General features: G+C 70.8%; 10 protein-coding genes. 8 read left to right on the top strand and 2 right to left on the bottom strand.

Features of this window, described 5'->3' with window-relative positions; all coding sequences use genetic code 11:
• Positions 1 to 178: 178 nt before the first annotated feature.
• A complete protein-coding gene (locus DJ70_RS04695) occupies positions 179 to 874 on the bottom strand; it encodes a DUF1405 domain-containing protein (protein ID WP_094530615.1) in 696 nt (231 codons plus the stop codon).
• Between the two features lie 111 nt (positions 875 to 985).
• Here DJ70_RS04695 and DJ70_RS04690 point away from each other — a divergent pair, with 111 nt between their 5' ends.
• From DJ70_RS04690 to DJ70_RS04660, 7 genes are all read left to right on the top strand, one after another.
• Positions 986 to 4576: an ATPase, T2SS/T4P/T4SS family gene (locus DJ70_RS04690; RefSeq protein ID WP_094530613.1), complete on the top strand. Its 3591-nt coding sequence runs from the start codon at positions 986 to 988 to the stop codon at positions 4574 to 4576.
• Positions 4577 to 4603: 27 nt separating this feature from the next.
• Positions 4604 to 6646 (top strand): type II secretion system F family protein, encoded by a 2043-nt coding sequence (locus DJ70_RS04685; RefSeq protein ID WP_094530611.1) that lies wholly within the window; start codon positions 4604 to 4606, stop codon positions 6644 to 6646.
• Positions 6636 to 7244, top strand: a complete 609-nt coding sequence (locus DJ70_RS04680) for a DUF7287 family protein (protein ID WP_094530609.1) — start codon at positions 6636 to 6638, stop codon at positions 7242 to 7244. The genes DJ70_RS04685 and DJ70_RS04680 overlap by 11 nt, the downstream gene beginning before the upstream one ends.
• A gap of 2 nt (positions 7245 to 7246) precedes the next feature.
• A complete protein-coding gene (locus tag DJ70_RS04675) occupies positions 7247 to 7912 on the top strand; it encodes a DUF7288 family protein (RefSeq protein ID WP_094530607.1) in 666 nt (221 codons plus the stop codon).
• Positions 7900 to 8892 (top strand): DUF7261 family protein, encoded by a 993-nt coding sequence (locus DJ70_RS04670; protein WP_094530605.1) that lies wholly within the window; start codon positions 7900 to 7902, stop codon positions 8890 to 8892. Before DJ70_RS04675 ends, DJ70_RS04670 begins: the two co-directional genes overlap by 13 nt.
• A 106-nt stretch (positions 8893 to 8998) precedes the next feature.
• The gene (locus DJ70_RS04665; RefSeq protein ID WP_094530623.1) at positions 8999 to 9478 is read left to right on the top strand and encodes a DUF7266 family protein; all 480 of its coding nucleotides are present in this window, start codon (positions 8999 to 9001) and stop codon (positions 9476 to 9478) included.
• On the top strand, positions 9475 to 10284 hold the full coding sequence (locus DJ70_RS04660; RefSeq protein ID WP_245810687.1) for a DUF7289 family protein: 810 nt from the start codon (positions 9475 to 9477) through the stop codon (positions 10282 to 10284). Before DJ70_RS04665 ends, DJ70_RS04660 begins: the two co-directional genes overlap by 4 nt.
• A 35-nt stretch (positions 10285 to 10319) precedes the next feature.
• On the opposite strand, the gene DJ70_RS04655 is transcribed toward DJ70_RS04660, so the two are convergent.
• Positions 10320 to 11732, bottom strand: coding sequence for a DUF7289 family protein (locus tag DJ70_RS04655; RefSeq protein ID WP_094530603.1), 1413 nt, complete (start codon positions 11730 to 11732; stop codon positions 10320 to 10322).
• A gap of 131 nt (positions 11733 to 11863) precedes the next feature.
• Here DJ70_RS04655 and DJ70_RS04650 point away from each other — a divergent pair, with 131 nt between their 5' ends.
• Complete coding sequence (locus DJ70_RS04650; protein ID WP_094530601.1) at positions 11864 to 12832, top strand: cation diffusion facilitator family transporter; 969 nt, start codon at positions 11864 to 11866, stop codon at positions 12830 to 12832.
• The last annotated feature ends 55 nt before the right edge of the window (positions 12833 to 12887 follow it).

Here is a 12887-nt window from a genome sequence, read left to right as displayed (position 1 = left end):
GCCGCCGGCGACACCGCAGCGAACGAAGTGAGCGAGGAGCGCAGCGAGTGCACGGCCTCCCCGTGACTGGGGCTTTGGACGTGTTCACCGCGCCAGCAACGATCTCCTTCGTATGACCCCGATCACACACGAAACACCCGTTCGATAGGCAAGCGAGTTCTACCGGATCGGTCGCCTCTCAGGCCGGATCCTCATCCAGCCGCCGGAACGATCGGCCCGCGAGCCACACGCAGAACCCGGCGATCCCGAGGGTGGCGAGCGCCAGCCCCGCGCCGGGCTCGTACAGCAGCGGCGGGGAGTAGCCGAGCCAGTAGTCGACCACGACGTTCGCGACGCCGACCGCGCCGGCGACCGCCAGCGCGCCGCGGGTCGTCCGGCCGAACGCCGGGAACAGCAGCGCGAGGCCGACGAAACAGAGGTGCGTCCCCAACACGCCCCAGTAGTAGATCCACGCGTCGGGGGCGCTCACGTACGACTCGAACGCGAGGTTCAGCGAGACCAGCGGCCACAGCCCGAACTGGACGAGCCAGACGAACGAGAGCGTGTGGAGGTGCGCGAGCGCCCGGTTCGTGGGCGTCTCCGTCACCGGGTCGCCGGAGCCGACGGTCGGCAGGAGCGTCGCGAGCGAGAGCGCGCCGAGCGCGACCGCCACCGCCGAGTCGGCGTACAGCGGCCACAGCACCGTCGGGACCTCCCCGAGGCTGCCGGCGTAGTAGTCGACGCCGATGAGGAACATGAACGCGGTCAACACGAGGACGACGGCGAGGCTGCGGGCGTCCCCGAGCACCTCCTCCGCGATCGCGTCGCGAACCCGCCGGCGAACCGCCCGATCGCGAAGCCGACGAAGCCGGCGCAGCCGACGGAGAGAGGTCACGGTCCCGACTGCGCGGAGGGGCGGCTAAAAGTTCACGCTCCCGACACCGGGGTTATCAATCCCGGATATTTGCGAGACACCTTTTTCAACGGGAGCCGGGTGGATCCGCCCATGGACGGAGGGGACGCGGGGCGCGACCCCGTCACCGCGGGGGACGGTGACGGCGACCGGGAGGTGGGAGCGACGCCCTCGTCCGACGACGGTGCGAGCACGACGAACCCGAGCTCGAACGCGACGGCGACGAGGCCGTCGACCTCCACGAGCGCGACGCCGACGTCCGGCCACCCCGTCAGGGTCGGCCGGTACACCTGGCAGGAGTTCCTCACGGAGCGCGGCGACGACGACGTCGCCGCAACGCTGTACGAGTGGGTCCCGAACGTCCCCACCGTGCCGGCGAGCGCGATCAAGGGCCGGCTCGACGACGCGAACCGCACGGGCGCGACCCTCCGGGCGGTCGGGGTCGTCGAGCCCTTCCTGGCGGACGGCGAGACGCCGGTCGACGGTCACGGGACGCCCGAGGCTGGCACGCTCGTCGTCGGCGACCGTGACGTGATCGTCGACGGCCGCGCCGTCTTCGACGATCGCACTGCCCCCGACGGCCGCCTCGCGGGCGTCGACGCCCACGAGTCGGGGTCGGTCGTGGTCGCCGGCACGGACGTCGAGCCGGCTCCTGCCGGACTCCCGACCGACCTCGACTGGGAGCGGGTCGCGTTCGACCCGACCGACCTCCTCGGGTTCCATCCCGTCGAGTCCGCGGATCGGGTCCGGTCGGCCGCCGCGGTCGGCGAGGTTCTGTGGGACCGGTTTCACGCCCGGTACGACCAGTACGAGGTGCCGGTGCTGAAGGGGTACTACACGTGGGACGACTACGCCGACGAGTACTTCTACGACGCGGAGGGGAACCCGCCGACCGACGAGGAGGGGGAGCCGCTGGCGTTCACCCACGCGGACAAGGCCGACGCGCTGGGGTTCGACCCGGACCGGATCGGCGAGGCGCTCTCAGGCGGCGGAGAGGCGGCCGCGGAGCTCGCCGACCTGGTCGACGAGCGAACCGTGAATGTGGACCCGGACCTCGACGAGGACGCGTTCTTCTCGACGGCGGACGGGGCGACGACCTTCGTGAACCGGTACGACCTCGAGAAGGCGGTGCCGATGCCCAAGAAGACGCACTTCCGCGAGGAGGAGCGCTACTGGGTGAACGAGCCGTACGCGTTCGTGATCGTCTTCCGCTCGACGAAGGAGAACGAGCGGAAGTACTACGCGGTCCAGCCGTACCTGACGCGGATCGAGACGGACCTGATCGAGTTCCTCACGGGGAAGCTCCGGACGTCGATCAAGTACGCCGACGAGTCGATCGCGGGCGGCGACGAGGCGTTCCGCGAGGGCGTCATCGCCGAGGAGACGCGAACCCTGCTCGACCGGTACGGCCTCTACGAGGAGGCGTCCGGGACGAACGAGTTCGTGAGCGACCTCCTCGGCCGGCTCGATCGGATCGACCTCGATCGCTTTGGCATCGATCCGACCGCGGGGATTCCGGGCCGGCTCGCCGAGGCGCTCGGGTATCAGCCGACCGACGGGGGAAGCGACGGTGACGCCGAGGACGCCCCCGTCCGGATCAGCGCCCGCCCCGAGCCGGCGGTGCTCGAGGAGGACGCGCGGACCCTCTCGGCGTACCAGGTCGAGAAGCTGTTGTACTACCTCAAACGCGACTTCATCGGATACGAGCGGATCGACCCCATCAAACACGACATCAACGTCGAGGACGTCTCCTGTGACGGGTACGACTCGCCGGTCTTCGTCTACCACGCCGACTACGAGCAGGTCATCACCAACGTCTACCACGGCACCGACGAGCTCGACGACTTCGTCGTGAAGCTCGCCCAGCGGTCCGGCAAGGGGATCTCGAAGCGCCGGCCACAGGTGGACGCGACCCTTCCCGACGGCTCGCGGGCGCAGCTCACGCTCGGCAGGGAGGTCTCAGACCACGGGACCAACTACACGATCCGGCAGTTCAACGACGTCCCCTTCACGCCGATCGACCTCATCAACTGGCGGACGTTCTCGCTCGACCAGATGGCGTTCCTCTGGCTGTGTATCGAGAACAACAAGAACCTGATCTTCGCGGGCGGGACCGCCTCCGGGAAGACGACGAGCCTGAACGCCGTCTCCCTTTTCATCCCCTCGAACGCGAAGATCGTCTCGATCGAGGACACCCGCGAGGTCGAGCTGCCCCAGCGCAACTGGATCGCCTCCGTCACGCGTCCCTCCTTCTCGGACGACGACAAGGGCGACGTCGACGAGTTCGACTTGCTCGAGGCCGCGCTCCGGCAGCGCCCCGACTACATCGTGATGGGCGAGATCCGCGGCGAGGAGGGCCGGACCGCCTTCCAGGTGATGTCGACGGGCCACACCACCTACACGACGTTCCACGCCGACTCCGTCGGCGAGGTGCTCAAGCGGTTCACCACCGACCCGATCAACGTCTCGAAGACGATGTTCACCGCCCTCGACCTGGTGTCGATCCAGACGTCGACGCGGGTCCAGGGGCGGAAGGTGCGCCGGAACAAGTCGCTCACCGAGATCAACCACTACGACGCCGAGAACGACGAGATCAACGTCCAGGACGTCTTCCAGTGGCAGGCCGAGACCGACGAGTTCCTCCGGATGGGCGACTCGAACGTCCTCGAGGAGATCATGTTCGACCGGGGGTGGAGCCGCGCGACCCTCGACGAGGAGCTCCGCAAGCGTCGGATCGTCTTGGCCTACCTCATCGACCGCGGGCTCAACAGCTACGCCCAGGTGGCCGCGACGTTCCAGGCGTTCATCAACGACCCCGAGACGGTGCTCGCGCTGATGGCCAACGACGAGCTGGAGCGCTCCCTGGAGGACCTCCGGGAGATGGAGTCGGTCCTGATCGACGTCGACCGCGACAAGGAGGAGATGGTGCCGCGGCCCGATCCCGACGAGGACGGGCGCGAGGAGGCGGCGGCCATCCTCGACGACGCCGAGGACGTCTTCGAGACCTATCGCGGGTCGATCCCCGACTCGGTCGCCGACGCGCTGCTCGCGGTCGATCCCGCCCGTCGCGTCGAGGCCGCTCCCGACGAGGAGCGGGAGGCGCTCGCCGCGGTCACGGCCGACGCCGCCGAGTTCGAGGCGGAGGCGAGCGGGCCGTCCGCGCCGGAGGCGAACGGGGCGTCCGAGACGAGCGGCCCGACCAGTGGCAGCGACGTCCCTCCCGGCGACGGCTCCGCGGACGCCGACGGCGACATCGACTTCGGCCGCCCGTTCGGCGACGGGGTAGACGTGGTCGGACCGGTTTCAGAGGCCGACGCCGGGGTGAACGACCTCGTCGGAGGCGGCGGGTCGACCGAGGGAACGCCGGCGGACTCGATCGATCGCGAGTGGGACAGCGACGAACACGCCGAGGAGAACGGCGAGGTTGACGGAGAATCCGTCGACGAGACGGCCCCCGACGAGACGGCCCCCGACGAGACGACCCTCGATGGGGTGGAAGACGCGGTCGACGACGCGGATCCGGACGCGGGTGGGGCCGAAGGCGACGAGGAGAGGGACGACCAGGGTGGGACCGAACGCGACGACGAGAACGAGATCGAAGGTGACGAGGACGGCGCCGACGCCGACCCCGTCGACGACGGGTGGGGGTTCGAGGCCGTCGAGCCCGCCGAGGAGGAGGGGTGACGCCGTGAGTCTCCTCCGGAGGTCTCGATGAGCCTCGACGCGGACGTCGGCGGGGAGTCGGTCGACGGCGACCTCCTCGGGCAGCTGTTCTATCCGGCGTTCGGGCTGCTCTTCGACCCCGACGGCGACCTCGTCGGCGACGTCGAGCGTAAGCTCGCGGAGGCGCGGATGCCCGATCCGGTCGAGATGTACGTCTCGCGAGCGCTCGGGATCGGCGTGATCGCGGGCGTCGCGCTCGCGCTCGTCGGAACGCTGCTCGGCTACGGGGTCTTCGCGCTCGGACTGCTCTCGCCGGCGTCGCTCTCGCTCGGGATCCCCGTTCCCAACCAGGGAACGCGGCAGCTGCTGCGGTCGCTCGTGGTGCCGGTCGCCGTCCTCACGAGCGGCGTCGTCTTCGGGTCGATCGGGTTCGCCGCGGGGTTCGGCGGGCTCCTCGCGGTCCCGTACTCGCGGTCGGCGAGCCGAGAGCGGGAGATCAACCTGCTTTTAGCCGACTCCGTCTCGTTCATGTACGCCCTCTCGGTCGGCGGACTCAACCAGCTGGAGATCCTCCGGGCGATGGCGACCGCCGAGGACACCTACGGCGAGGTGTCGCGGGAGTTCCAGAACGTCATCAACGAGACGGAGTACTTCGGCACGGACTACCGGAACGCGATCCGGACGCAGTCGATGGAGACGCCCTCCGAGGAGCTCTCGCAGTTCCTCGCGGACATGCTCTCCATCGTCAACTCCGGCGGGGAGATGGAGCCGTTCCTGAAGGACAAAAAGGAGAAACACCTCCGCACGTCCAAACAGGAGCGCGAGATGACCCTCGAGACGCTGGAGCTGTTCGGGGAGATGTACATGACGCTCTCGCTCTTTCCGCTCCTGCTCATCATCATCCTCGTGATCATGGGGATGATGGGCGAGGCCGACGACCGCCTGCTGTACGTCACGGTGTACCTCCTCATTCCGCTCACGGGCGTCGGGTTTCTCGTGTTGGTCTCGACGGTCAAACAGGACGAGCCGGGCGACGGCTACCTCCGGCCCGACGGCGGCAGCGACCGGCTCCGCCAGACGAGCCGCGAGGGGCTGCTCCACTTCGGGCTGATCGAGGCGTTCGTCGGGCGTGCGAGCGTCTTCGACCGCATCCGCGACCGCGAGGGCACCCACAAGACGAAGCGGATCCTCGCGGCTCCGCACCGCTTCCTGCGGGACAACCCGCTGTACACGCTCGCGATGACGGTTCCGGCCTCGCTGGCGCTCGTCGGCGTCGCGGTCGCGTCGGGGTCCGCGCCGACGACCGTCGACGGCTGGATCGCCCGCCCCGTCTGGTCGGCGTTCGTCTGGGTGTACGTCCCGGCGTATCTGACGCTCGTGCCGCTCACGGCGTTCTACGAGTGGGACCAGCGCGCCAAGCGGTCGGTCACGGGGAAGCTGTCGGAGAACCTCCGGAAGCTCTCCTCCGCCAACGACACGGGCCAGACGCTGCTGGAGTCGATCCGGACGGTCGCGGACACCTCCTCGGGGACGCTCGCCGAGGAGTTCGAGGTGATCCACGCGAAGGTGAACTACGGGATGAGCCTGCGAGACGCCCTCGTCGAGTTCAACAACACGTACGCGGTCCCGCGGCTCGCGCGCACCGTGAAACTGATCTCGGAGGCACAGGAGGCGTCCTCACAGATCACGGACGTGTTGACCACCGCGGCGCAGGCCTCCGAGAACCAGGACGACATCGAGCGCGAGCGTCGGTCCCGAACGCGGATGCAGGTGGCGATCATCGTCATGACGTACGTGACGCTGCTCGGCGTGATGGCGATCCTCCAGACGCAGTTCATCGACGTGATGGGCGGGCTCGCGGGGAGCGCGTCGGGATCGTCGGCGGGCGCCGGCGCGGTCGCGGGCGGGGGCTTCGGCGGCAGCGTCGATCCGGCCGTGTTGTCGATGCTGTTCTTTCACGCGGTGACGATCCAGGCCGTGCTCTCGGGGTTCATCGCCGGCTACATTCGGGACGCCCGGCTCCTCTCCGGCGTGAAGTTCGCCGTCGCGCTGATGACGCTCGCGCTGGGGGTGTGGATCTATGTCGGGTGAACGACCCTCCGGAGTCCGGGCCGCGGACGGGACCCGAAGCGAGGCGCGCGGACAGACACAGATCGACTTCGCCGTCGGCGCGGGCGTGTTCCTGGTAACGCTCGCGTTCGTGGTCGCGTTCGTCCCGACGCTCTTCGAGCCGTTCGCGGCCGGCGAGACCGCCTCGCCGCTCGTGGCCGACCGGATCGCCGCCGGAACCGTCGACCGCCTCGGCGCCTCCGGGAACGTCTCCGGTGTCTCCACCGCGGTCCACGCGCCGACCGAACCCGGCGTCCTCTCGCCGGCGTGTACGGTCGCGTTCTTCGCGGCGAACGCGACGCTCGCCGACGACGCGGGCTGTCCGTTCGACGCCGGGACCGATCCCGCGGCGTCGTTCGGCGTCGACGACGACGTCCAGGTGGTGATACACGGGCTCGACGAGCGCGACCCCGCGGCGACCCCGGCGACCGTCGCGTTCGACACCCGGCACGGCCCCGTCGGGGCGACGCTGAACCGATCGACCGCACCCCCGACCGCGACGACCGGCGACGTCACCGTCGCCGGCCGCGTCGTCTCGCTCCGGGGGGTCCAGTACCGGCTGACGGTGCGGGTGTGGTGACGATGGTGCGGTCACGACTCCCCCTCGTCCCGAGCGCCCCCGACGACCGCGGCCAGGCACACACGCTGGAGGCGTTCGTGGCGGCGATGCTGCTCGTGGCCGGGCTCACGTTCGCGCTCCAGGCGACCGCGGTGACGCCGCTGTCGGCGAGCACGTCGAACCAGCACATCGAGAACCAGCAGCGCGCGGCCGCGACGGGGCTGCTCGAGACGAGCGCCGCGAACGGCGACCTCCGCGAGGCCGTCCTCGACTGGCACCCCGGCAACGACACGGTCGAGGCGGGATTCCGCGGGACGCACGGCGACGTCGGGTTCCACACGCGGGGCGGGCCGCCGAACGGCTTCGGCGACGCGCTCGACCGGACGTTCCTCGACCGGCGGATCGCGTTCAACGTCTACGTCCGGTTCCACGTCGAGCCGACGACGTACGACGCGACGCCGGTGAAACGACAGCGCATGGTGTACATGGGGACGCCGAGCGACAACGCGGTGACGGCGACCCGGACGGTCACGGTGTCGAACGACACCACGCTGACCGCGGACGGGTTCGAGGAACACACCCTCGAGGCGGTGGCCGACGACCCGGACGCGACGTTCTACGCGCCGCCCGTCGGCCCCGGCCCGACGTACAACGTGCTGGAGGTGTCGATCGTCACATGGCGGATGTGAACCCGGATCGGACGCGGGAGCGACGCCTCCGCGATGCGGACCGCGGGCAGCTCCTCGTCGTCGCCGGGCTCGTGATGGCGGTCGCGCTGGTGGCGCTCGTCGTCCTGTTGAACGCCACGATATACGCCGAGACGCTCGCGACTCGCGGGGTCGAGGACGCGGACCGGGAGGCGGCCGACGTCAGGGCGGCCGCCGTCGGCGGCGTCGGGGAGCTGCTCGAGGCGACGAACCGCGCGGGACCGTCGTCCCACGCGGCCGCGAACGACACCGTGCTCGAGGGGGTCGCCGATCTCGACCGTCGGATCGCGCGGAGCTACGCCGATCGGGGCGGCGCCGTCCGCCTCGACGCCGACGCGGCGGGGCTCCGTCGCGGGAAGCACCTCGCCACCGACGGCAACGCCACGTCGCTCGCGAACGCCACGGGCGCGACGACGTACGCGTTCGTCGACGGGATCGACCGGACGCGGGCGTTCTCGCTGTCGCTTGCGGTCGACGACCTGGCGACGACGACCGCGGCGAACGCGACCGGCGAGGCGTTCCACGTCGCGTTCGACGGGGCCGCACTCGCGGGGAGCCGGGAGGTGTACGTCTACCGGAACGGCTCCGGCGGCGTGGTCGTCGCGAACGGGACGAACGGTGCCGCCCCGACGGCCCTGTGTTCGGTCGCGGCCGCGCCGGGCGAGAACGTGACGCTGGATCTCACCGGCGAGCGGTTCGGATCCGCGGCGTGTCCGGGGGTCTGGCCCGCGGATCTGGTCGTCCCGACCGATCGGTACGGGATCGGGTTCGCGAACGCCGACGCGGCCGACGGCACCGTGACGGCGACCGTCCGCCCCCGGCCGGCGGGTACGGACCCCGCGACCGACCACGCCGGCGTCTCGCCCGCGGTCTACGACGCCGCCGTCGAGCTCCGGTATCGGACGGCCGACCTGCGGTTCCGAACCACGGTCCGGGTCGCACCGGGTGAGCCGCGTGCGTGACTCGGCTCCCGCCGGCGGGGCGGACGCTTCGGACGGGTCGGCGGATCCGAGCGACTCGGCGGAGCCGGGGAGATCCGAGCGGTCGATCCGTCGTGACCGCCGGGCGGTGAGCACGACGGTCGGGTACGTGTTGACGCTCGCCATCGGGGCGGCGCTGCTCTCCGGGGTCGTCATCGGCGTCGGCGGGGTCCTCGACGCGCAGACCGACCGGGCGGTACACGGCGAGCTGGCGGTCGCGGGCCAGTCGCTCGCGTCGACCCTCGAGAGCGCGGACCGAACCGCGCGGCTCGCGGAGGCCGGTCGCGCCGATCCGGACCTCGACCCGGCCGACGGAACCGCGGTTGCCGTGATCGAGGCCGACCTGCCGACGCGGGTGGCCGGGATCCCCTACACCGTCGAGATCGCGGGCGACCCGGACCCCGCGGTGATCCTCCGAACGACCCACCCCGACGCCAGCGTCCGGATCCCCTACCGATCGCGAACGGCGGTCGCGGAGACGACGCTCCGCGGCGGGCCGGTTCGCGTGACGTACGTCGCGGACGCCGCAGACCCGAGCGCCGGCACGCTGGCGGTGACGGAGCGATGAGCGACGGCCGCGGGGGGCGATCCGAGCGCCCGTTCCGCTCCGACGACCGGGGCGTGAGCGACGTGGTCGGCTACGTGTTGGTGTTCGCGCTGGTCACGGCGACGATCGCGTCGGTGTTCGCGGTGGGGATCACCGGACTGGAGGAGCGTCGGGACGCGGAGCGCGTCGAGAACGTCGAACGCGCCTTCGACGTCCTCGACGACAACCTGCGGGACGTCCAGCGACACGGCGACCCGAGCCGGGCGACAGAACTCCGGCTCAGCGGCGGCGAGCTGGCGCTGTCGTCGACGACGAACGTGACGATCGAGCAGGTCGACGCGAGCGGGACGCGGGTCGGCAACCACACCACCCGGACGGTCCACGCCGTGACGTACACCCGCGGGGAGACGACGATCGGCTACGACGCGGGCGCGCGGTTCCGGACGGACGGGAACACGACGCTGTTCCGGTCGACGCCGCGGTTCGTCTCGCTCGCCGGGGGGACGAACCGGACGGTCCTCCCGCTCGTTCGAACCCGGCCCGGCGACGGGCCGGCCGCGGTCGACGGCGACGGGACCGTCCAGATCGCGACCGACGCCGGCGAGGTGAAACGCTTCGCGTTCCCGGAGGACGCCGTCGCCCCCCACGCGATCCGGCTCCGGATCGAGTCGCCGCGGGCCGACGCGTGGGAGCGATACCTCGCCGAGACGGACGGCTTCACCGTCGACCCGGCGGAGACGACGGGCGACGTGGTCGTCGCGACGATCGACCGCGACGAGGCGGTGTACCTGCGCGTGATCGTGGTGGACGTCTCCTACCGTCGGTGAGCCGGCGGCGGGAGGGGCCGACTCCGCCGGTCGACTCACTCGAGCCGAACCGAGACCGCGTTTCGGCTCACGTGGAGGTACGTGATCGGGTTCCGTCCGGGACCGCCGCCGATCGTCAGGTCGATCCCGGTCAGATCGGCGTCGTACGCCATCGAGGACGCGCCGCCGAGGTCGAGCCGCTCGAACACGAACGCCCCCCGAAGGGTCGGGTTCCCGTTCGCCTCCACGTCGGCGTTCGGCGCGTAGACGATCGCGTCGATCGCGGCGTTCCCGATCCCGTTCGTGTTCTCCGCGATCCCGCCGTTCACGTAGAACCGGGTCCGGTCGGCGTCGATCGACGACGCCGTCGTCCCGATCGTCGGGTTGTTGAGTTCGACGCTCCCGTTGACGTAGTACGTGACCACGTTGTCGCTCCCGTCGGTGATCCGAAGGTCGTTGCCGCCGATCTCCAGGTCCCCGTCGATCGCGACGGTCACGTTGCCGCCGCTCGTATCGAACTCGACGTCGTCGCTCAACGAGACGTCCCCGCTCGCGTGGTAGGTCCCGGCGGTACACGTTCCGTCGCCGACGCAGTCGCCGATGGGTCGGCCGCTCGTCGAGGCGTTCTCGATCCGCTCGTCGATGACCGCCGACGGCGACGGGTGTGCGACGCCGAGGTCGTACTCGTCCTCGTGAAGCGGAACGTCCATGTTCGTGTCCTCGCTGCCGAGCGAGAGCGGCTTGTCGAGCGGCACCTCGCCGGGGACGACGAGGCGTGCGGTCGCGGTCCGGTTCGCGTCGTCGATCGTCACGTCTCCCTCCGCGCGCTGGCTGAAGAAGTCGTACCACCCCTCGTAGTAGTCGCTCGTGACCGTCACGACGACCGTCCCGTTCTCGAGCGGGTTGGAGACGTTCGGGAAGACGGTCTCGCCGGCGGTCGTTCGGCGAACCACTCCGGTTCCGCGGGCCGGGACGGGTCGGTCGCCCTCGCGGGTCAACTGAACGATCGGGAACGTGAGCGTCGAGTCGCGGTAGTGGTACTCCGGCGGCGATACCATCCGCCCGCGGGTGCCGTCGGTCGACCAGACCCCGCCGCCCTGGACCGCGATCTCCCGCCCGTCGCCGGCGTACACGAGCGTCCCGAGCGGGTACGACTCCGCGGTGACGTTCCCGTCGGGCCGCTCGATCCGGACCTCGACGCGGCCGGCGTCCTCCTCGAGCCGGAGGTCGCCGCCGTCGACCGACCCCAGATCGAAGCGCTTGGCGTCCGCCTCGCCGAGCGCGACGAGGCTGGCCCGCGAGGTGAACTCGGACATCCCGTTCTCGACGCCCGCCGCCTGCGCCTCGTCGGTGACGGCGCCGAGCGCGACGCTCCCGGTCGCCACCGTGGCCGTCACGGCGGCGATCGTGATCCCCAGGAGCAGCACGGTCCCGATCACCTCGCTCTGGGCACGCTCGCCGCGGTACATGTCGTGGCCTCTGGCCCCGGAACGGTTAAACGCCGGCCGCCGGGTATCGCGTCTGATAGCTGCGGTCCGGGGTCCGGGAGGTCCCGCGCGCGGACGCACCACTTAACACCGACGGCGCACGACGGTCGGACATGACGGCCCGGCCGCGGCGAGAGGAGAAACGACGCTTCAGGCGGGCAGCCGGGGTGAACGTCCTCGGCAACGCCGCGAAGATCGTCGCCGAGGGGGCCGCGGGACTCGCGTTCGGCAGCGTGGCGCTGCTGGCCGACGCGGCCCACTCCGTCGCGGACCTCGTCGCCAGCGGCGTCGTGTTCGTCTGGGGCGGGGCCCGCTACGACGGCGCCGACGCGGAGCATCCGCACGGCCACCAGCGGATCGAACCCCTGACCGCGCTGTTCGTCGGCGCGGTCGTCGCCCTCCTCGGCCTCAACCTGCTGTGGAGCTCGATCGAGGGGATCCGGTTCGGCACCGACGTGCGCTTCAGCCGGCTGCTGCTCGTCGCGCTGGCGTTCGCCCTCGTCGACATGTACGTCCTCTACTGGTACACGATGCGGGTGAACGCAGAGCTGGGATCGACCGCGCTCTCCGCGCTGGCGGTCGACTGTCTCAACGACATCTACACCACCGTGGCCGCGGTGATCGGCGTCTTCGGCGTGTTCTTCGACCTCCCGATCCTCGATCCGATCGCCGGCGGGATCGTGAGCCTGCTCGTCGTGTATCAGGGCGTCGAGATCGGCCGCGAGAACGTCACCTACCTCGTCGGTGCCGCCCCGCCGGCCGGCGATCGCGACCGGATCACCGCGTCGCTCCGCGATCACCCCGAGGTCGTCGGCGTCCACGACCTGCGGGTGTTCTACGACGGGACCGACCTGGAGGTCGAGGTCCACGTCGAGGTCAACGGCGAGATGACGCTCCGCCGGGCGCACGACATCGAGACGGAACTCGTCACGCGGCTGCGCGGGCTGGAGGACGTCGGCGACGTCCACGTCCACCTCGACCCCTCCGGGGTCGGCGAGTGGAAGGAGGCGGACGACGATCCGACCGACGGGGGACCGATCGACGGCGATCCGGCCGACGGCGGGCCGATCGACGGCGACTGACTCCCCCGTCGTCGCCGGCTCGGGCGGACGGGGCGCTCGGCCGACTCGACGCTCG

Origin of the sequence: Halorubrum halodurans, assembly GCF_002252985.1 — an archaeon.
In the GTDB taxonomy this organism is placed as follows: domain Archaea; phylum Halobacteriota; class Halobacteria; order Halobacteriales; family Haloferacaceae; genus Halorubrum; species Halorubrum halodurans.
This window is presented reverse-complemented; position numbering and strand designations above follow the sequence as displayed.

Coding starts and splice junctions, on each gene's coding strand:
- DJ70_RS04690 (WP_094530613.1), top strand. CDS start 986: ATGGACGGAGGGGACGCGGGGCGCGACCCCGTCACCGCGGGGGACGGT.
- DJ70_RS04685 (WP_094530611.1), top strand. CDS start 4,604: ATGAGCCTCGACGCGGACGTCGGCGGGGAGTCGGTCGACGGCGACCTC.
- DJ70_RS04680 (WP_094530609.1), top strand. CDS start 6,636: ATGTCGGGTGAACGACCCTCCGGAGTCCGGGCCGCGGACGGGACCCGA.
- DJ70_RS04675 (WP_094530607.1), top strand. CDS start 7,247: ATGGTGCGGTCACGACTCCCCCTCGTCCCGAGCGCCCCCGACGACCGC.
- DJ70_RS04670 (WP_094530605.1), top strand. CDS start 7,900: ATGGCGGATGTGAACCCGGATCGGACGCGGGAGCGACGCCTCCGCGAT.
- DJ70_RS04660 (WP_245810687.1), top strand. CDS start 9,475: ATGAGCGACGGCCGCGGGGGGCGATCCGAGCGCCCGTTCCGCTCCGAC.
- DJ70_RS04655 (WP_094530603.1), bottom strand. CDS start 11,732: ATGTACCGCGGCGAGCGTGCCCAGAGCGAGGTGATCGGGACCGTGCTG.
- DJ70_RS04650 (WP_094530601.1), top strand. CDS start 11,864: ATGACGGCCCGGCCGCGGCGAGAGGAGAAACGACGCTTCAGGCGGGCA.